This window comes from Dyadobacter sp. HNCC25DJ184, assembly GCF_056895215.1.
In genome coordinates this window covers 1-20,848 of record NZ_JBXHAQ010000011.1, presented here as the reverse complement: position 1 = coordinate 20,848, position 20,848 = coordinate 1, and the positions used below count along the sequence as shown (strand labels likewise).

Below are 20,848 nucleotides of genomic sequence, written 5' to 3'. Positions count from 1 at the left end.
TCAAGAAAAAAGTCGGTGCGGTGAAATTCTACGGGTAAGTAAACGATTTTGTAGAATTTGTTAACAGGTTTAAAGTGTGTGCGCCGATACACAATAAAGTGTGGTCGAATATAAAATAATCTAGTTGAGCTAAACAAGGAAATGAATGAAAATTTCTCAAAAAATTGTGTTTTAGGTATTTTTGAGCAAATAGTTCGTAATTTCAAATAGAAGAACATTTATATTTCTTGTGTATATTCGTAAATATAATGGTAAATAAAATGTATAAGTAATCGGAGGAATTCGTAAAAGTAACCGGACTCGTCTTTAGTGGTATCTTGGCAAAATACTCTTTTCAACAATTACCTACTATATATATGTAGAAGTGGTTCTATAATTATGCGAAATTGTAATATTCCGTGTCGTGAATAATATGGAAGTAGATACGCATAAATTCGTGGATTTTGAACGTGTATTGATATACGTTTGTCGAACGACTTCATGCGACATATTTTGAGGTGAATTCGATGCTGATAAAGTGCTCCAGGGTTGTCTGAAACCAAGAAAAGCCCTAAAAAAAGGGGATTTTTAAAAACTATACTTAAATGTCTGATTATCAGTGAATAGTATTAATTAAAAGTATTACTGTACTTTATGTAGCTTACAGGCGGGTATTGGAGACAAAGTTTCGTGCCCTCGTGCTCATTTTCCAGTGTCCAACTAAATGGAATTGCGGAAATCGACCTCATAAATGAACTTAAAGACGCATATGATTTATTTTAAACCTCGCGAAATGTATAAGCTCTATTTTATTATTACGCTTTGCACGGCAGTGATTGCTATATCGGCAGCCCAAATCAGGAATGCTGGCCAGGTTGCGCAAAAAGTTAAAAAGCCTAATATCATTTACCTTTTAACGGATGATCATCGGGTTAATGCGTTGGGCGTCATGGGTAATCCGATCATCAAAACTCCCAATCTCGATCAGCTGGCCAATAGCGGTATCCTGTTTAAGCAAGCATACGTCACTACTTCGATCTGTTGCGTTAGTCGGGCGAGTGTTTTGAGTGGGCAATATATGTCAAGGCACAAGATCGCGGACTTCTCGACAAGTTTTACAGCAGAAGCATTCAGTCAGACTTACCCTATGCTTTTAAAAAAAGCGGGGTACCGAATCGGCTTCATCGGCAAATTTGGAGTAGGTGAGCCCAAAAATCAACCGTCCGCACTCTTCGATTTCTGGTCTTGTTCCGACAAATCGCAGCCTGATTATGAGCTGAAAGATCAAAAAGGTAATTATTTGCACCATACCGACAAGGTGAATAACGATATCCAGGCGTTTTTAGAAACGGCCGATCGTGATAAACCTTTTTGCTTATCTGTAAGCTTCAAGGCACCACACGTTCAGGATGAGGATCCCCGCCAGTTTATTCCGCAACCCCGGTTTATGTCAATGTATAAGTCGGATTCTATTCCGGAAACAGAAAAAATGGATCCAAAGTACTGGAATGCATTTCCTGATTTTTTTAGAACTGAGAAAAATTTTGGGAGAATGCGCTGGCATCAACGATATGAAAATAACAGCATGTACCAAGAGAGCGTCCGGAATTATTATCGGCTTATCAGTGGCGTGGATGAAGTCGTTGGCAAGTTAAAGGCAGCACTAAAAGTAAAGGGGCTTGACGATAATACCGTCATCATATTCATGGGCGACAACGGTTTTTATCTGGGAGAATATGGCCTGGCTGACAAATGGTACGGGCACCAGGAATCTATCCGCGTCCCACTGATCCTATTCGATCCGAGGAAGAAAACTGATGCGGGTAAAAAAGTGAATGATATGGTCCTGAATATTGATATAGCCCCTACTATACTTGGATTGTCTGATGTTTCTGTTCCCAGGACTATGCAGGGCACCGATTTAGCGACTGTTGCGAGTGGCAAAGTGAAAGGACCAAAAAGAGCGGATTTCTTCTATGAGCACACCTTTATGGGCAGTCCGGGAATACCGAAAGTGGAAGGGGTAGTAGGTTATAAAAGGAAGTATATGAAATATATCGAGCACGACTACGAGGAGCTTTTTGATTTGGTAAAAGATCCGGACGAAAAGCATAATGTCGCATCGGACGAACAATATAAAGAAGTGTTGAATTCTTCCCGGAAAAGATATGTGGAGTTGAAATCGGCTGTAAAATAAGATTGGCGCGATGAAAGAATTCGTTCATCGCGCCAATAGATATATAACGTACTATATGATATCTGAAACTATGCCAGCGAGTCCGTCATCTTTCCCGATTTTTTCAGATACCGAACATAACCATATATCAAACCCAGAAATACTAGAATGATAAGAAAAGCTTTCATTCTCTCCTGCTCGTCCGGGATGATCTGAGGGTACTTATATAATAGGATAGCAGTAATGCCGACAAGCCAAACCATAAGCGTGTTATATTCCTTCAGTAACCAACGTTTTCCATTGAAAGTCATACCCCCAAAAGTGGACGACAACCCGCTGAAATTAATAAGCCAACGACTTACCCTTTTGGAATAGGCATCAAACTGGGTGCCAAACTTGTTACGCAGAAAGTTCTCTTCCGCCAGGACTATGGCCTGATAGATAAAGAGAAAAATCGGCATGACTATGGCTGTAAAAATCAGAGAATTAGCCAAAATCCCAATTCCGAAAAGCATCAGGATATTGCCGACATATAATGGATTACGGCAGTGATTGAATATGCCCTCAGTGACGAGCTTCTCAGCATACACCTTCTTGTCGCGACCACCCCTGATAATATATGCTAATCCGATGGTCATTCCTCTGATGATCTCTCCTGAAAATGTGATCGCTAATCCAATAATAATGGGATACAGATAATACTTCTCGCCGAAATACTCGTCTGAAAATAGCATTGGGGAAGGTAAAAAGGGGAGGAGATACAGAAATATGAATAATACGTTTCTGTATTTAAAAAAGAAATTACCAATGGATATCATGATTTTTTGTAGGCTATAATTCCGGAAAAGTTGTACCATTTAAAAAATGTTTCACAATCTGCAAAACCTGTTTCTTTAAGTAAAAGCAGGTTTTCGGACAGCTTGTAAGGAATCAGCACATTCTCCAAAGCTTCCCTCTTCTGCGATATCTCCATTTCGCTGTAATTGTTGCGCCTCTTATAATTGTAATAATATTTAATAAAATCGCGGTTGAAGACGGCACCTTCTGCCAATACTTTCTCCACCAGAATCAAAACTCCACCAGGATTTAATCCATTGTAGATATTTTTCAACAACCTTTCGCGAAATAACGGACGGACAAACTGAAGTGTCAGACAGAGAATGACCACCGAAGCATTATTGATCGGCAAGGGCTGATGTAAATCACCGGCCACCAGATCGTAAGGTCTTTTAAAGCCGGCTTCCTCCAATTTAACAGCACATTTATCAAGCATTTCCGGCGATTCGTCAATGCCTATAAAGCGGATATCGGAAGAGATAAGTTTGTCCAATTCGATCAACGTGGTGCCTGTAGAGCATCCCAGGTCGTAAACAAAGCTTCCTTCCACGGCATGGTCGGCAGCAAGTTCACCAATCATTCTCTGAGTCTCATTATAGAATGGGACGGATCGGCTTACCATGTCATCGAAGACATTGACGACAGTCGTGCCAAATTTGAAGTCGGAAACTTTTTTGATTTCGTCTTTGAAGACGACATCATGGTCTTTCACTGTTGAGTTAATCATCCTGCGTCGAATTAAGTGAGTTGTTGTCGGTTAGGATTTCAATACAATACTAAAATCGTACGAGTGTAGAAATTAGCGGAACAAATGGAATGAAACCTGCTTGATAATACTGTTCGTCCGTTGGTTATGAAGTGTTGCGGCGAAGCCGAAATTATTATTTATTCTGAATATCCCTAGATTTTTAAAATTAAGGAAATGTTAAGAGGTGTATTTTTAAAATAAAATTGTGTGTCGGATGCAGGTTTCCTGAAATTGTGGTCAGAAGCTTGGTATTGGAGGGCAACCTTTCAGATTTCTGCCTCATTGAGGAGGTTTATCAGTTGTGGTTTAAGGGGTTATCTTTGAATTCTGTGATATTTCTGGGCCAGATTGGGGGAAGGTGTGAAAGCACTAACAGATGTGCCGAAATCGGGAGTGGTAGTTTATTAAATGAGGTTGGAGTCGTAGGCCATATTAGTATCCATATTGCAACGACTCGGTACAGTGTGGAATATAGTGAAAGTATTGTTATCGTCGGGGCTATAATAATGTTAGTTCCCTATAGTATCGACCACCATTAGGGGGTCGCATTACTACAGAGAGGAATACTTTCCGCGGGGATATAACCCTGGAAACAAGGTAAATGTTACTCATACTTCATCTGGACAGCTATAACCTCTCCCTTTCCAGGCTTCTCTCCGGAAACGTTAATACCCACCCTTGGAGCCCTGTCCCAACGTGGCAACCATGCTGCTTCTATCTCAACGGTACGATTGGGAGAGTCAACTTTCTGCCCCTTTAAATCCCAGCTGAACTCATAAAAGCGGCCATACCGACTGCGTAATTTTAATTCGATATTTTTAAAGCTCTCCGGAATTTCCTGCGTTTTTATTAGCTGATATGCTCCGTCTCGAACCTGCCAAAATTCGATGTTGTTTTTACGAATTCCATATCCGATTGCGTTATTGGCATCTCCATAAACTACGATGTTTTGGGCTAAACTATCTTTCGTCATGATCTCGGTAGTCAAGGTGTAGTTGCCTTTTTTTACAGTCAGGCCGAGAAAATTTCCTGTTTTGGAAAGGTTGTTATTCTCAATCCGAAGTGCTCCCTTTTCAACTGCAAATACTGGTTTTGAAAAACTTACATCAAAAACCCAGGGGGCTTTAGATGTATCTGCATCAAAATGGATCAGAAAATTTGAGTTTGAGACGGCATTTATGCCCATCGGCGCTTCTGCCTGAGCCGGAGTTGTCTTTCCATATCGAAACGACGGCCATTTGGTCGCTTCGTCCCACACGAGTTCGCTTAAAACCCCTTGTCGGCCGCCAAATGTAAAGTCGACGCCATTGTAAGCGTGATGCAAATAGAAATATCGGTTGTCTGGCGTTACTACTACCGTTCCGTGGCCCGGACATTTCCAGGTATCATCCCCAAAGAGAACCGGATTTCCGGAATATTTTGTCCATGGTCCCTGTAGTTTTTCTGCTCTTGCAAATCCAACCTGGTAGTCACACTTGTCGCCACAGCAGGCATTGCCGGAGTATAGCATATACCAGTAATTTCCTCTCTTGAAAATCGCCTGGCCTTCCGCGCCACCGGCCTCCCAGTTGTTAGGATCTGCTTTGATCAAACTGAATTCCTTACCAATCACCTTCAGTCCATCCGGCGCAAGTTCTGCACCTAAAAGCTCGATGCTTTTGCCTTTATCCAGGCCATATGCTTTCCAGGTGATGAACAATTTTCCTTTGTCTTCAACAACAAAAGCGTCGATTGCTTCCTTTGTCCATTCAATAATAACGCCATGGTCTTTGAAACCCTTTTTTAGATCTTTAGTTGAGGCAACTCCAATAAATGACTGCTTGTCGGATTTCCGGCGGGCGGTATAATAAACGAAGAAGGTGCCGTTTCGGAAAAACAGTTCAGGCGCCCAAAAGCTGCCCATGGTCCAATCCGGCAATTCATCGAAAACCGGCCCCACATAGTCCCAGTCGACCAGATTTTTAGAGCTATATATAGGATAAGCCGGTCCCCATTCCGATGAAGTTCCTGCTGCATAATAGGTATCGCCTACACGAATTACCGACGGATCAGCAAAATCGCCTGCTATCACCGGATTTTTATAAGTAACAACCGGTCCTGGATTTGGTTTTTGGGCTAAGATATTTCCGGTTAGTATTATCAAAAAGGAAAAGAGAGCAGCTAGGATTTTCATGCTATTTATGGATTTGATCGAGCTGGCGAAGAAAGGGATAAATTTTTAATATAGGAAACCAAACACCACTATTTGGCCTGAATTGCTTTTGTAGTAATTTGTGCCTCAGGCAAATCTGCCAAAAAATGATATAACATCGAATTCCGTCGGGACTTAATGTTCAATTGTTCATTCACCTAAAATTCAGAACTAGTTATGACAGCTCTCATGAATGCCATCAATAAAAATAATGTCTCGCTGGTCGGGCAGCTCATTGGGGATGGCGCGGATGTGGACGAATTGGATGCAAACCGTGACGCTCCACTGGTTATTGCTGCATATAAAGGTTACGACCAGATTGTGAAATTGCTGTTAGAGGCAGGTGCTGATGTCAAAGCCGTTGATCCGGGTATGAAAGCTACGGCACTTCACGCAGCCGCGTATGCCGGACGAACAGGAGCGGCCAAACTCCTGATTGACCATCATATTGATATTAATAAGCAAGGACCTTATAATGGTTACACAGCTTTACACGATGCCATTTGGCAGGATAATATCGAAATTGTCAAGCTGCTATTGGCGGCCAATGCGGATTTAACATTGCTTTCGAACGATGGGAAATCGGCCCTCGATTTTGCCAGATCAAAAAACCGGAAGGAGATTGTGGGATTGATCGAAAATAAGCTGGTCTAGAAAGCAACCCAACGCGCCCTGCACCATATACTAACTTTACTTTGGGAGACAACCAATCTTAAAAACCAATGCATGAAGGCAATAACACGTATACTCGTTTCCCTACTATTAATATGGAGTGGTTTTCAAAGCGTACTGGCGCAAAACTACGATGAAAGCAAAGCAGGTTCATATACATTACCTGATCCTCTAAAAACGCAGGAGGGTAAAAAGATCCGTACAGCCAGAGAATGGGAAAAGAGCCGCAGACCAGAAGTTCTGGGTTTATTTGAAGAGCACGTGTATGGTAAAATGCCTATCAGTTATGACAAAATAAGCTATTATATCACTGATGAGGACACTGCAGCGATGGGCGGAAAAGCTACGCTCAGGAAAGTTGAAATAATAGTCACCGAGAAAACCAAATCGTTAAAAATCAGCCTGACCATGTTTGTTCCCAACAAACGGAAAGGGCCCGTTCCTGCTTTTGTTCTGATCAATAACCGAAGCAGAAGAAACACGGCCGCATCTCGCGATACGATTAGCGGTTTCTGGCCAGCAGAAGAGGTAATTGAAAGTGGTTATGCAATTGCCGCATTTCATTATAGTGATGCAGCACCGGATAACAAAGACTCATATCAGGATGGTGTGTTGCGCCTGTATCCCGAACTCGCAAAAGCAGGCAATGGGATGAAAGCGGTAGGAGCGTGGGCGTGGGCTGCGAGCCGGGTAATGGATTATTTATTGACCGACAAAGATATCGATCCCAAAAAAGTGGCCGTGGTCGGCCATTCCAGATGCGGGAAGGCAGCACTCTGGGCGGCAGCACAGGATCAGCGTTTTGCCATGTGCTTCACCAATTGCTCGGGCAACACCGGCGCCGCGCTTTCCAAACGGAATTTTGGGGAAACCGTTACGATAATCAATACGGCGTTTCCGCATTGGTTTGCCGACAACTATAAAAAATATAACGATAATGAACAGGCGCTTCCTGTGGATCAGCACATGTTGATCGCTCTTGTGGCCCCGCGTCCGGTATATGCTACCAACGCCTCCAAAGACCTCTGGGCCGATCCGACCGGAACCTTTCTGGCAATGAAAAGCGCCGAACCTGTCTTTGCACTTTACAAAGAGCCGTCGGGCTTACCTGCTATACCGCCCGCGCTGGACAGTCCGATCACCCGGCCGCCGCTGGGATATCACAATCGCACTGGTATTCACGATCTGACGTTTTACGATTGGGAGCAGTTTGTCAAATTTTCGGATGTGTACTACAAGACCAAGTGAACGTTATGCTATTTGCATCCTGAACCGTTGAGGATATCCAAAATTTAGACTTAAAAGTTAAAAACCCCACCAACCTGTTTCATTTTGGAATCAGATGGTGGGGTGAAATATTGCGAACCTTAATTCAAGGAACAGCGACTCGCCCTATTCCATTACCAACTGACCAAGGGCTTCGACGCTAAAACCTTTCAGTTCATTTACACGCTCTTCCCGGATTTTTTTGGTCCATGAAGGATCGGCGAGTAATGGTCTGCCGACAGCAACCAGGTCAAAGTCGCCACGGTCAAGACGTCTAACGAGTTCGTCCAATGAACTTGGTTTAGAGCTCTCGCCTGCAAATGCGGCCAGGAATTCTCCCGTCAAACCGATTGATCCTACAGTAATAGTTGCTTTTCCGGTTACCTTTTTAGCCCAACCCGCGAAATTGAGATCGGAACCTTCAAACTCAGGTTCCCAAAAACGGCGTTGTGAACAATGGAAAATATCGACTCCAGCATCCGCCAAAGGGTTCAGCCATGCCTCCATTTCCTGTGGGCTTTTTACTAATTTGTTGTCATATGCTGAAGGCTTAAACTGAGACAAACGCAGAATCACTGCAAAGTCCTCACCAACCTGCTTGCGCACTTCTTTCACCACCTCGATACCGAAACGGCTACGCTCGGCAAGCGTTTTTCCTCCATATATATCAGAACGCTTATTGGTCTCTTCCCAGAAAAACTGGTCGATGAGATATCCATGCGCTCCGTGTAATTCTAAAGTATCAAAACCCAGTCGCTGGGCATCAGCCGCCGCGCGTCCGAAAGCCGATATGGTATCAGCAATATCGTTATCAGTCATGGCAACACCATTTGTAATACCGGGCCTTCCCATTCCCGACGGACCCTCAAACGGTTGAGAAGGAACCCAGCCTGAGCGGTGGTTATCCATCACACCCATATGCCATATCTGCGGACCCATTTTTCCACCTGCATTGTGCACCTCATTAATTACATTTTGCCAGCCGGCCAAAGCCTGATCTCCATAAAAATGAGGGATATTAGGGTCATTAGATGATGAAACGCGATCGATTACCGTGCCTTCTGAAAGGATAAGACCGACTTCGCCTTCTGCACGTTTTGCGTAATATGCTGCAACATCATCTGTAGGTATGCCTTGTGGTGAAAAAGAACGCGTCATCGGTGCCATCACGATACGGTTCTTCATATTTAGTGATTTCAGATTGAAAGGTCTGAAAAGAGTGTCTGTTTGCATGATTGAATTGTTTTGAACTAAATTTCTGAATGTATAAGCTTGCTCAGTGCCTCAAATGCCGCTTCGTTGCGCACATAATAGGTCCACTGACCGACACGGGTAGACTTCACAAGCCCCGCGCGTTGAAGGATTGATAGATATTCTGATACTGTTGACTGTGTGAGTCCAGCCTTTTGCTGAATCTGCCCAACGCAGACCCCATGCTCAAAGCCATAAACTTCTTGACCCGGGAAGTTGGTTTCCGGTTCTTTCAGCCAGTTCAGAATTTCCAGTCTGGTTTTATTAGAAAGCGCTTTAAATATTTCCAGATGATCCATAATATCGACATATCGGTTTTTCTCGATATGTATATTAACTGAGATGGAGCGGAAATGGTTCTTGGGTGGGGTGGAAATTTTTTGAAAGACTCCTGTTTGGCGTAATATATGCAGCAGGTTGAATTCTTTCTCATACTTACGGTTCGACTACCGTGCGTGTGATCAAGCGGGAATTTAACGAGTTGTTCAAAGTGCCTCGAGACTATTTGATTTCAATTACACGATGAGCGGATTCAAATACAAGTGGTTAAAATGTGTTAAATGTTGATATCTTAAAGCTTTCTATTATAGCAACTTCATATCAGAAAGTCAAAAAATACTGAGGCGGAAGATTTCGAATATTTCAACTTCCTTGGCAGGTAGCTATGCACTGTTTTCTGGGGATTTTCTGTTAATTTTCATCTAGCCGGAATAGTTTCTATTATGGTAATAACCTGCTTTGTAGGTAAGACTAGTTAGCTGCTTCCAAGGGCTTGCTTAAGATGCTATTGGTAGGAATAAAAAAGGAAGTGCTAGCTCAGTGCAAATCCCTTGGACAGTAATTGACAAACACATCACAGTATCTTTATACTGTAGCAAGTGGCTAATTCAGTGGATATTATTGGAAACAACAGAGTAATATTTGATATCAAAGGGAATAAGTATCGAATCATTACCGTCGTCCTGGTGCACCGGCAAATAGTTTATATCAGGTGGATTGGTACACATGCCGAATATGATAAGATTGATGCTTATACCGTATAAATCATATTATTGTTCAAACAACTCAAATCTAAGTAATCAATGAGTACAGTAACCGTAACCCCCATAAAAACGGCATTAGACTATCAAAATGCCCTTAAGCGCATCGATGAATTACTTATTTTGAATCCGACCCCTTACTCTGAATTGGACGATGAGCTGGATGTTATAAGCACTTTAGTACATGCTTATGAACAAACGCACAATGATATTCCTTATCCGGATCCGATTGACGCAATTAAATATTTGATGGAAGAAAATGGCTGGAAAAATAAAGATTTGGAGCAATTCATAGGACCCAAGTCGAGAGTGTCTGAAATACTTAATCGGAAGCGGTACTTTACCTTGCAGCAGATTCATAACCTTCATAGGCACTTAGGATTACCCTTGGAAATCTTTATAAATGAGAAAATGCCGCAGGTAGTATAGCTAATCGGCCATGGATACACTAACCAAACTGGCCGGAATAGTTTCTCTTTAACTCAGGCGCGCGGTTGAAAATGGGACATTGATTGGTGCGACAATAAATTGATACACTTTTTGAACCGTTTAAGGCAGTTAGGTCATGGCGGGCGCAGATCTCAGGAAACAGGACGTTTTATAAGAAAGACCTAATGGCATCGTAGATGTCAAAATTTTATCGCGGAACCTTTTGATAAAGTTTTATCCTTGACCATTTACTATAAAATCATAAGATTTTAAGGACTTGAGGTTTACTTTGAAGCTGAAATAACAATTGCCAACATCGTCCACTTCAACTGGCTCTGTCTCCCATCGTGCTGTTGAATCGGAGAAACAGTTTACCCAAACTTCCTTTTCTCCTCCTTTGTTTATTACCGCTAATCTCATAGAGAGCGTCATCGGGTGCATTCTGGCCACAACGCTACCACAAAAGCCTACTAATCTATTGGAATCGATCGTCTGCGACGCGGACTTGTATCATTTTGGGAAATCGGAATTTGCTGGTAACGATGCGTTAATGCTGGAAGAAACCAGCCATAGATTGAAAACGGATATTCCTACTGCCAGTTGGCTGGCCGGATCCGCAAAGCTATTACGTTCGCACCAGTTTTGCACCCCATATTGTCAGGATAAACTTGATACTCAAAAGCAAGAGAATCTCAGACAATTGGAAGTCCGCTTGAACGCCGCTTCCAAAGCAAATCAATAACCCAGCTGTTGTCTGCGCTCTGCCGTGCCCCATTTGTACTCATGCGTCCAGTAGGCCACTTTCATTGTTAAATAGCCAATACCCGCACCAACCAGCACATCGCTGATGTAATGCCGATTATTGGCTACGCGCAGAAGCCCTACAGATGAAGCCAATGTAAAGGAAGCGTAGGGCATCCATGAGTAGCGGTCTTTATATTCTTCATTCAAAAAAGTGGCTGCTGCAAAGGCCTGCGTGGTATGGCCGGACGGGAACGAATTGTAGCTGCTGCCATCAGGCCGAAGCGTGTGGGTGGCGGATTTCAAAAGGGTTACAGTGGTCAGCGCCATTGCCTCTCCTTTAATAATGATCACAGTGCGGTTAATGATATTTATTTTAGAATGCACGCCAAAGGCATCAAGGCCGCAGGCGACTACCAAAGGCGAAAATTGAAGATAGTCATCGATTCTAGTGTGAAAACGGGGAATGAGGTGGTTACGCTCTTCTACCACTTCACTTCTAATAACTCCGTCTGAATGTCCGGTTGATAGCAAACCACCGATAATCAGCGAAGCAGGTGGGTAAATGCCAGTAGTGTGATGGGTTTACGAGCTGGTAACGTGTCGCCGGGTACCACAGGCGAAGCGGCTGTCAAGCTCGAAAATACGAGAATGATTATTAATGCACGCATCATCAGTGATGGCATAAATTGATCATGGTCAAAATTTAAAACTGTAACCAGCCCGGATTAGCTGGGTCTCGTAATAATCGCGGCTGGTGTAATGAAATCCGTCGCCGTAAACTGTTTTGCGAACCACGAGCGTTCCGAAAAGATCCGTCGCATTTACAAACAGCTCGCCTTTACGCAGCTGGCGTTTAACGCCCGCATCAACAGAGAACCGGTAACCTGTTCGGCCCTGCGGGACTATGTCGGGTGCCTGGTAAATGATTGCAATCTGCAACTCGGTCTTCTTTTCTTTTAACAAAGCATTGACTTTCGCACTACCGGATGTAAGTTTTTGTTTACGTGCGTAGAAAATTGTGCGTGCCGGATACAGGTTTTCCACTGAAAATGCATCAATGCTGTTGCGATACAGGTTACCATTCACATTCAGCGAAAACCATGGGGCTAAGTCCTGTTGCCAGACCAGCTCGCCACCGGTATTGTAGCTCTTGCCTGCATTTTGAAAGATATTGTAAATCAATGTAGAGCCAGGCAGTGTGGTTCCGATTCGCGTAATGGTGCTATTGATTCGTTTGTGATATGCTGCTGCATAGACCGAACCGCTGCTCCAGCTGGTTTTGTAGCCTGCCTCCAATGAGCTAGTAAATTGCGGTTTCAACGCAGGGTTGCCGATCTTGATGATTTCGGCGTCGTCATATTTGGGGAAAATACGGATGTCGACCTCATTGGGCCGGTCAACCCGACGGTTATAAAAAAGCGAAATTTTATTTTGTGCATCGAACTTGTAAGCCAAGCGCACATTTGGGAAAGGTTTGGCATAAGAATAACCATCGCTTTTATAGGTTGGATGCGTGGGATTGACGGTGTAGCGCAAGTTGATATATTCTACCCGCAGACCCGCTTCCAACTCGAATTTACGGTTTTCAAATACGTAATTACCGTAGAGTGCGGGGATGGTTTCCTTATAGTCCGCCCAGCCACCTGCAAGACTGTCTATGGGGGAATTAATGCCCGGGAAGAACTGCATATTGGTTGGAATAAATCGTCTTCGCAACTTCAACCCACTTTCAAAACGGCCATACCGCAAGGGCCTGATGTAGTCTGCATTCAAGTCGAAGACATTCTCATCCGAAAGCAGTTTGAAGGCATCCTTGCCAGTAAAATCGGGCATGATGTTGGTAAAAAAATACTTCTCATCCTCCCGGTGGAATGTATAGTTAAAGCCGATATTCAGAAGGCGCCCCGGCTGTTGATATTTATGCTGGTAGGAAGCAGTCGCAGTCACGGTAGTTTTTAATTCATCTTCTAAAAACTGCCATAAGCGGCGTCGCTGCGATAGATCGGCATTAAAAAAAGGCTGGTCTCCCCGGTCCAGGATCTTCTCGCTGCTAAAGAGCGCAGAAACCGACAATGAATTTTGCTGGTTCCAGTTCCAGTCAACACCCGCCTTAGATGTTACCACATTGGTGTTGCGGTTGCGTTTTAATTGCTGCCGGATTGTATCGCCCGAATCATAGTAACGGTCTGTAAATTCGTTCTTGTTGAGTGTGGGTGTGTGCAGGTAGTCGCCTTGGAAGAAGATGTTGAATTTCTCTTTTTTGTAATTCAGGGCTACCGAAGGGTTTAGTTTCAGCGTATTGCGGGACTGAGGGCGGATGCCCGGAAAATTTTCTTTTCGTACCCACAAAGCACCCAGTCCTGTGGTCATGCTGATCTTGCTATTGAAGCCTTCCTGTTTGTTTTTTTTGTAAATGATGTTGATGATGCCTGCATTGCCATTGGCATCATACCGAGCAGAAGGATTATTAATGATCTCGATCCTTTCAATCGCTGATGCAGGGATATTATCAAGACTTGTCTGACTTCCAAAACCTGTTAATGCAGTCTGCCGACCATCTACAAGCACAGCGACCTTGTCGCTTCCACGCAGCATTACCTTGCCGTCTTCACCAGCCGTAACACCAGGCAGGTTTTTGAGCGCTTGCAGAACAGACCCGCCATTTTGGCTGATGTTTTTAACGATATCGAAAACTTTCCGGTCAAGGCGGGCATCCACCCCGTCTGTCTGGGCTGCGGTGACGGTTACCTCCCGCAAAACCCGTGCGTCTTCCTTCATTTCGAGTAAACCAAGGTCAAGAAATGCACTTAATGCACCAACTGTTACAGTTGAGTTAAGTGTTTGAAAGCCCAGAAAACCACATTCCAGCCGGTAATTGCCTGGAATTACGTCAGTTAATGTAAACCTCCCATCAGCAGCTGTGATCGTGCCAGTCACGAAGGCTGTATCTTTTTCAGTTTTCAAGATTACATTGACGAAAGGAAGCATTTCCTTTTTAGGCAGAGAGGCTACCTGTCCCGATATTGTGACCTTGCTAACCTGCGCCTGTGCGCTGTGCAGCACCGCTACCAATGCGAGCAGAATTAATGATTTTTTGGAAGCCATTCAGATTCGTTTTTGATCTGACGGTGAAAGTCTGGATTGTTTTGGAAGAAATTTAGAATTTCAGAAGTAAATGGTAAAATGATGCAAACCACTGTCAAAATGATACCGGATTTGCCAGCCGTAGCGTATACATATCTCATGGGAAATGGCAAGGCCCAGGCCGCTACCAGCATGCTCTGAAGACGCCTGTGCGAAGCGCCGGAAAAGATTTTGCTCACGAAGAGGAGAGGAGCCGGTATTTGAAAAAGTTAATTCGCGATCGTTCGCGTGCACTGAAACGTCACCTTCCTCCGGGGTATAGCGCATGGCATTTACAAATAGGTTTGTAAGCAGGATTTCCAGCAGCATTGGGTTGGACTTGACAATTATTTCCCCCACCTGCTCGGTATATTGAATTCCACTACTTTCGAGTCGGTCGGCAAATTGCGTGGTTAGCTCAATCAATAAATCCCGTACAGCAATGTTATGCTGCTTGTCAAACTGGGCGTGTTCAATTTTTGCCAGCAGCAGTAAGTTTTTGTTAATTCTTGTGACGCGGTTAATCGCTTGATAGGCATCGTCGAGGATCTGCATTTGCGAATGGTCGAGCGAGCGGCTTTGCAGCAGCAGGTCTAGCTTGGATTTGACAATCGCCAATGGGGTTTGCAACTCATGGGAGGCATTTTCAGTAAATTCCTTTTGTTGTTTGTATGAGGCCAGACTTGCTTCCATGAGCCGGTCAAGACTTTGATTCAGGTCAGCGAATTCAGTCACTTGTGAAACAGGTAATGACGACGGTTTGCCACCTTCGAGCCTGAATGCCTGCAGACGGGTCAGCGTTTCATAGAATGGCCGCCAAACACGCAGAGAGGTTCTTCGGTTTAGGTAAACAAAGCCGGCCAGCAGCAGAATAAAGAAGAAAATTGTGACCGCTGCAATTGCCAGGATCGTTTCATCGATTTCTTCCATATTGGTTTCGATCAGAACCCGGAAGAGTGTTCCATTCACGCGGATATCGGTCGTCAAACAACGAAACTGCTCACGGTCGTTCATGAAAGTATCGAAACGGATCAGCGTATAAGTACTGTCCGGACTTGGCGTTACGGCCTCGTTGAAAGAAAATCCGGGTTGTATTTTGTCAAGCACACCGATCATATCACTCACGGCGCTGTCGGCAAGATCCAGATTGGTGAGTCTTTTTTCAAGTTTTTCGCGAATTGCATAATGGTGTTTGTCCAATTCATTTTCCCATATCCAGTTAATGATTAGAAAAAAGACGGGGATGCTGACTACCAGCACAACCATCGTGTAGATCACAAGTGGTCGAAGGCTTTGATCGAGAAGTTTTTTCATCCTTCCCATTTGTAACCCGTTGCGTAGATCGTTTTAAGATAATTTCCGTAACCTGCCTCGCTAAGCTTCTTTTTCAGGTTTTTAACATGCGCATAAACAAAATCATGATTATCGAACATATCGGCAATGTCGCCCGACAAATGTTCGGCCAATGCACTTTTTCCGATGACACGGTTTTTGTTTCCAATAAAAAATAGCAGCAGATCAAGCTCCTTACGTGTTAAAGAAACCAACGCTCCGTTGACCGTTACAACCCTGGACGACAGATCCACTTTTAGCTCATTTTGCACCACATTGTTCTGATTGCCGAAACTTCTGCGCCGGATCACCGAATAAATACGGGCTGCGAGCTCGGGCAGATGAAAAGGCTTAGCCAGATAATCGTCGGCTCCCGCATGTAAACCCCTGATTTTATTTTCGTAGTCGTTTTTGGCAGAAATTATGATCACTCCATCCTGCTGTCCCTGGTCTTTAAGGATGTTGAGAATATCCAGTCCGTCCCCACCAGGCAGCATTAAATCTAACAATATGCATTCATAACGGTACAATTCGACTTTTTCCCTTGCCTGTGGCCAGGTGCTGGCATATTCGCACAAGTAATCCTGCGCGGATAAATAGGCACCTATGTCGGCGGCAAGTTCGGATTCGTCTTCGATGATTAGGATTTTCATACACGTAATTTACCGCAATGATTTGGAATTCTTTTAGAAGTGACTCTCCTCGACAGTCAAGTAGTTGAAATCATCGAGCAGTAGATTCATCTATGAAATTTTTCGCCTAAATTAATCGTAGGTTTTGGGATGGATGGGAATGCTTTAGATATTGCAATTGGCTTGATGACGATAACGCTTATTTATAAAGGAAATATATACCCGAAATTTTTTAAATTAACACTGCAGATATGTACCGTTATCGGGAAAATTTTCTATCATGGAAGTGGCTGGCATAGTAAGTATAACTAGCTAATGGATCAGGTTCCAGGAAAGCATGTCAGCGGATAAGATATCCCTCCATCACCTGGTTAATATGATCATAGATATTCAATCTTAGAACATTATTTTCAATAGCATCCTGATTCGGGCTTGATATTCCGGAGAATTGTGCTGCCATGATGCTAGTCAATAGGTTGTGATGGATTTTCAAAGCCCCAGAGAATATCCCGAAGGTATTCGATTATTAAATCAATTTCTTTTCCGGTTTCTTTGGTAATCAATTGAGTGAAAATATTTTTTTCCCCAGAATTTATATGGTCATTCAAAATTCTGTTCAATCGGTCGATCAGGTTTGCATTAGATGAGATAATCCTTTTTGATTTCCCTGCCCAGCACGATTGCTGATATATTTTCAAGTGTACGCTCTTGTTCTCGAAACATGTCTAGACGATTGGAGTATATTAAATCTGATGCAGAGGAAAAAAGTTTACAAGGATATTACCAATATCTGTGGCGTCTTTCTGCCTTCTTTCAGGTCTTTCATCGTAGGCTATAAGTTTCAGAAGAACGATTCCGATTAATGTGGCTGCGTTGAAGGAATTTCCCGTTTCAAAGCTGACAACCTCTGTGCCATTTTCGTAAACTTCTTTCATTCCGCTTATCTGAATTGTGGTCATACCAGTCCCTTCAATCTTTACACTGCCCTGAGATTCGATTTCTCCGAATGGAAGTAGGTCAACCTGAAGTCCGTCTGGCGAGATTAATACAAATGCGTTTTCCCGGGCTGGTACATAGTTTTCGTTATTGATCAGATATTGCTTAACAGTTTCATATTCTTGATAACTGCCTACCAGGATGGCATAATCCACATCACGGGTTGTTCTGAATTTCATACTAGCTCTTTCATACCATATCTACCTGGCTAAGGCACCAATTAAGTAGTAGTCAATGGAAAGTTTAGAAAAAGTTTTCTCCACCGTATCGAAGACATTCTTTAATTCTGCATGCTTCATGGCTGATCGAATATCCGGGTTAGCTTTTTGTCATAAATAATATTTGCAGTCTCAATACATCTTGCATCGCCTGTAATCATCAGGTCAGCGTAAGTGATCAATTCAGGAGTCGCACGATTGTTCATGTATATTGTGGTGTCCATCCAAAACTTGTTATAAACTTTTAGGTTTCCATCAGACCGCGGAGCCAGCTTTAACGTTTTTACTAACTCAAGTTTGGCTTGGGCAGTATAAATGGTCCAGTGTTCGGAATTCGGGTGCCCGGTTTCAAGGTTGCCTGCCGGCTCCCCCCCCCAAACAGCTGTTGCAGGTAATTCCAGCTGGTCCCACAGTTTGCTTCCACCGAAATGGTAAGTTCCTAACAGTAGGGAAGGTTTTAAAATATTTCTATACCCTATGATCCAGTTCTCAAGTAGTTCTTTCTTGTTACTTAGGATCATGCGGTTTTTATTGACTTCTAAAATATGCCCGGTTTCCTTTAGAGCCAATATGGCTTCATTTATTGTTCCCAGCGCCACCTTTGCATAACTAGCAATCTCCCGCTATGTAAAATTTACGGCCTCAGGGTTTTGTAAGAAAGCATAAACTACTTTAAGACCAGCCTTAGTGAAGGCTCGGTTCGTTTTTTTTTCAACGTCAAGATTTACCGGCTTTTGACCATCCAGCCAAAGTAGTAGATTGTCGTTGGAGATATAGATATTTCCCGCAGTATCTAGATAGGCAATTCCGTTCTCGCGCAGACGCTGCTTCTGCGCTGGATATATTTTATCGGCAACAAGCATAAACGGCTTGTTTAATTCAGCTTGACGAAGTAATTTATCTAGATGGTATTCACGAAACTCGCGTTTTACCTCGGTGCTAAAAATAACTGTGGTTTCTCCTATCGTTATTTTTGTCTTACCATCAATCCCATCATCGTAAGAATTATCCTGAGACAACCAATAACCAGCGATACCGTTATTCGCTTCTAAGTTTCTTAGCGCATTTTCGACAATTTCATTTTCTGTAAGAATCATTTGTTCATTTTATTTATCTGTTCGAGTTCAGTGAACAATAAAAAATAATGAGCAATTGACAAATTTAAAAATTTGCATGTCTTAAATTTTAGAATAAAGTTCAATATCGAATAATGCCGAAGCTCAGTGAAATCCTGGAGATAAATATTATCAACAGATAATTGGAAGAGATTGGTGGGGTGATGCCTGGATAATAGATCCATCAATCATCCGGGTGGCTTGTATTCATGAGCTATAAAAAAACTCATGAAATGAAAGTTGGGAACAGACTTCATTGTCACTATGCCAATCAGCAAATTTGTACTGCACCTAAAAGAAAAAAGACCTAGCAAAACATGCTAAGTCTTTTTATTTTCAAGTGGGCCCACCTGGAATCGAACCAGGCACCTACTGATTATGAGTCACGTAAAAATGGCATTTTTTACAGCTTTTCTACTTTTTGTTAATTTCTCAATAATCTGTTTATCAGATAGTTAGTAAATTTTTTTGTGCTTTTATTTTGCGATTCTTTCGATAGTTTTTTAAATTTGTATTGCAAGTTTATTGCAACCACTACCAAATGACGATCAATCATGGGCATTGTAACAGTAAATTTATTCCTTGATAAACGCGCCTCAAAAGAGGGAGAGGGGATTGTAAAATGGCTGGTTTCCTTTGATGGAAAACAAAGACTTTTCACTACCGGAATTAAAGTTCTAAATGAAGAATGGGCGTTCCTGAAAAAGCATAGGGCGGGTATTCCCGGACACGTAAAAAATGATTCCAGGAGAAGATTATGGAACATGCTTTACGGCAGCTTTTACGAGGAAGATTATACAGGTAAGGAAGTCGAAGGGTTTCTTGCCCGGGCCAAGTCTATCGTTAATTCACTCGGAGACGATTTTAGTTTTGAACTCTTTGCTTACGAAGTAAGTGTGTTTGGGCAGGAAGCCAAACCGGTGGCAGATCATAAGGATAAGAATAATGTGATTGCAGCACTCAAATTGAAAGCAGAACAAATGACAGGGCAGGGGCGGATTGGGAATGCCACAAGTTATCTTTCAGCAGCAGCATCACTTCATCGCTTTTTGGAATCGTTTACAAGCAAACAGCGACATGAATACCTGAACTTCATCGCTCCGAAAGGCAGAGCTGTTTCTGCAGAAGATCTGGTGATTAAGTTCGAACATCTGACGCCAGAATTACTGATGATGTATGAAAAGTGGATGCTTAAAAATGGCAAAGCTCCTAAAAGTAAAAAAGGCAAGTCGTCACCCGCTTCTTTGACAACCGTAGGAATCTACGGACGGCATATTCGGTCAGTATATAATGATGCCATTGAAAGCGGAATTGTAAAGCGCGAACTGTACCCATTTACGAAAAACCGATATACCATACCTGCCGGAACTAACACCAAAAAAGCTCTGAGCAAGGATGAAGTTTTGAAAATCATGGACTATCAATGCGACCCTGGGTTGGAGCAGAGAAGCCGGGACTTATGGGTATTTTCGTATTTATGCAATGGTATGAACATGAATGATATCTGTCGCCTGAAATGGGAAGACATCGAATCCGATAAACTAACGTTTGTTCGTCAGAAGACATCAAGGAGCAGGAAAAGTAACCAGATACGTATTAAAGTAACACTATTTCCGGAGACATTGGCAATTATTGAGCACTGGGCGGGCGATGATCGCAAGGGCAAAAATTACGTATTTCCTTTTTTAGAAGATGGGATTACGCCATTAAGGGAAAGAATAATTATCGCGCAAGTCATTAAAATAACCAACCAGTATATGAATGCAATTGCTAAAAAAATTGAGATTGCAGGCAACGTAAATACTTACAGCGCCAGGCATTCATTTGCAACTATTCTACTTCAGTCCGAGGCTCCCCTTGCTTTTATAAGCCAATCGCTCGGACACACTTCGATAGCAACCACCGAAAACTATCTGGGTAGCTTTGACGATGAAAAAACAAAAAAATATCTGAGCGCACTGTTTTAGTGGTAATTGACTTTGAGTTACTTGTGTGATTTTATATATTAACAGTTCTGATTTCAAATGTTAATGTATGGAGCACTTCAAAGAATATTTGAGTTTTATACAAAACTTCAACTTTCGGGTTAATGAGATAAG

19 protein-coding genes and 1 tRNA gene are annotated in these 20,848 nt (G+C 42.8%); 7 read left to right on the top strand and 13 right to left on the bottom strand.

The genetic code is table 11. The features are described from left to right. Positions 1-772 precede the first annotated feature (772 nt). Positions 773-2,176, top strand: a complete 1,404-nt coding sequence (locus AC1XUD_RS16935) for a sulfatase family protein (protein WP_483362219.1) — start codon at positions 773-775, stop codon at positions 2,174-2,176. Positions 2,177-2,244: 68 nt separating this feature from the next. Here AC1XUD_RS16935 and AC1XUD_RS16930 read toward each other — a convergent pair whose 3' ends face one another. From AC1XUD_RS16930 to AC1XUD_RS16920, 3 genes are all read right to left on the bottom strand, one after another. After that, complete coding sequence (locus AC1XUD_RS16930) at positions 2,245-2,889, bottom strand: methyltransferase family protein (RefSeq protein WP_483362218.1); 645 nt, start codon at positions 2,887-2,889, stop codon at positions 2,245-2,247. Positions 2,890-2,969: 80 nt separating this feature from the next. Further along, positions 2,970-3,719, bottom strand: coding sequence for a carboxy-S-adenosyl-L-methionine synthase CmoA (gene cmoA / locus AC1XUD_RS16925; protein WP_483362217.1), 750 nt, complete (start codon positions 3,717-3,719; stop codon positions 2,970-2,972). A gap of 625 nt (positions 3,720-4,344) precedes the next feature. Next, positions 4,345-5,913 carry a glycoside hydrolase family 43 protein gene (locus AC1XUD_RS16920; protein WP_483362216.1) on the bottom strand — a complete coding sequence of 523 codons (1,569 nt, stop codon included), beginning with the start codon at positions 5,911-5,913 and terminating at the stop codon, positions 4,345-4,347. 195 nt (positions 5,914-6,108) lie between these two features. Here AC1XUD_RS16920 and AC1XUD_RS16915 point away from each other — a divergent pair, with 195 nt between their 5' ends. Further along, positions 6,109-6,585, top strand: coding sequence for an ankyrin repeat domain-containing protein (locus AC1XUD_RS16915; RefSeq protein ID WP_483362215.1), 477 nt, complete (start codon positions 6,109-6,111; stop codon positions 6,583-6,585). Between the two features lie 72 nt (positions 6,586-6,657). Beyond that, positions 6,658-7,851, top strand: a complete 1,194-nt coding sequence (locus AC1XUD_RS16910; protein ID WP_483362214.1) for a glucuronyl esterase domain-containing protein — start codon at positions 6,658-6,660, stop codon at positions 7,849-7,851. A gap of 144 nt (positions 7,852-7,995) precedes the next feature. On the opposite strand, the gene AC1XUD_RS16905 is transcribed toward AC1XUD_RS16910, so the two are convergent. Then, positions 7,996-9,102: an NADH:flavin oxidoreductase gene (locus AC1XUD_RS16905; RefSeq protein ID WP_483362213.1), complete on the bottom strand. Its 1,107-nt coding sequence runs from the start codon at positions 9,100-9,102 to the stop codon at positions 7,996-7,998. A 17-nt stretch (positions 9,103-9,119) separates the two neighbouring features. After that, positions 9,120-9,419, bottom strand: a complete 300-nt coding sequence (locus AC1XUD_RS16900; RefSeq protein WP_483362212.1) for an ArsR/SmtB family transcription factor — start codon at positions 9,417-9,419, stop codon at positions 9,120-9,122. A 579-nt stretch (positions 9,420-9,998) separates the two neighbouring features. Here AC1XUD_RS16900 and AC1XUD_RS16895 point away from each other — a divergent pair. The 3 genes from AC1XUD_RS16895 to AC1XUD_RS16885 all read left to right on the top strand — a co-directional run bounded on the left by AC1XUD_RS16895 (position 9,999) and on the right by AC1XUD_RS16885 (position 11,331). Then, positions 9,999-10,163 carry a type II toxin-antitoxin system HigB family toxin gene (locus tag AC1XUD_RS16895; protein WP_483362211.1) on the top strand — a complete coding sequence of 55 codons (165 nt, stop codon included), beginning with the start codon at positions 9,999-10,001 and terminating at the stop codon, positions 10,161-10,163. Between the two features lie 39 nt (positions 10,164-10,202). Further along, positions 10,203-10,589, top strand: coding sequence for a helix-turn-helix domain-containing protein (locus AC1XUD_RS16890; protein WP_483362210.1), 387 nt, complete (start codon positions 10,203-10,205; stop codon positions 10,587-10,589). 307 nt (positions 10,590-10,896) lie between these two features. Next, positions 10,897-11,331 (top strand): hypothetical protein, encoded by a 435-nt coding sequence (locus AC1XUD_RS16885; RefSeq protein WP_483362209.1) that lies wholly within the window; start codon positions 10,897-10,899, stop codon positions 11,329-11,331. Here AC1XUD_RS16885 and AC1XUD_RS16880 read toward each other — a convergent pair. The 8 genes from AC1XUD_RS16880 to AC1XUD_RS16845 form a co-directional block, all read right to left on the bottom strand. Further along, a complete protein-coding gene (locus AC1XUD_RS16880; protein WP_483362208.1) occupies positions 11,325-11,717 on the bottom strand; it encodes a phosphatase PAP2 family protein in 393 nt (130 codons plus the stop codon). The genes AC1XUD_RS16885 and AC1XUD_RS16880 overlap by 7 nt on opposite strands. A gap of 312 nt (positions 11,718-12,029) precedes the next feature. After that, positions 12,030-14,438 (bottom strand): TonB-dependent receptor, encoded by a 2,409-nt coding sequence (locus AC1XUD_RS16875; protein WP_483362207.1) that lies wholly within the window; start codon positions 14,436-14,438, stop codon positions 12,030-12,032. Positions 14,439-14,498: 60 nt separating this feature from the next. Continuing rightward, entirely contained in the window at positions 14,499-15,770 is a 1,272-nt protein-coding gene (locus AC1XUD_RS16870; protein ID WP_483362206.1) for a sensor histidine kinase, read from the bottom strand. After that, positions 15,767-16,441, bottom strand: a complete 675-nt coding sequence (locus AC1XUD_RS16865) for a response regulator transcription factor (protein ID WP_483362205.1) — start codon at positions 16,439-16,441, stop codon at positions 15,767-15,769. Before AC1XUD_RS16865 ends, AC1XUD_RS16870 begins: the two co-directional genes overlap by 4 nt. A 722-nt stretch (positions 16,442-17,163) precedes the next feature. Further along, positions 17,164-17,595, bottom strand: coding sequence for a hypothetical protein (locus AC1XUD_RS16860; RefSeq protein WP_483362204.1), 432 nt, complete (start codon positions 17,593-17,595; stop codon positions 17,164-17,166). A 116-nt stretch (positions 17,596-17,711) separates the two neighbouring features. Then, positions 17,712-18,203, bottom strand: coding sequence for a type IV toxin-antitoxin system AbiEi family antitoxin (locus tag AC1XUD_RS16855; protein WP_483362203.1), 492 nt, complete (start codon positions 18,201-18,203; stop codon positions 17,712-17,714). A 54-nt stretch (positions 18,204-18,257) separates the two neighbouring features. Continuing rightward, positions 18,258-18,731 carry a hypothetical protein gene (locus AC1XUD_RS16850; RefSeq protein WP_483362202.1) on the bottom strand — a complete coding sequence of 158 codons (474 nt, stop codon included), beginning with the start codon at positions 18,729-18,731 and terminating at the stop codon, positions 18,258-18,260. A gap of 359 nt (positions 18,732-19,090) precedes the next feature. Next, positions 19,091-19,167: transfer RNA gene (locus AC1XUD_RS16845), tRNA-Met, on the bottom strand. A gap of 136 nt (positions 19,168-19,303) precedes the next feature. Between AC1XUD_RS16845 and AC1XUD_RS16840 the strand changes: the two genes are divergently transcribed. Then, positions 19,304-20,716, top strand: coding sequence for a tyrosine-type recombinase/integrase (locus tag AC1XUD_RS16840; protein ID WP_483362201.1), 1,413 nt, complete (start codon positions 19,304-19,306; stop codon positions 20,714-20,716). Positions 20,717-20,848: the final 132 nt, after the last annotated feature.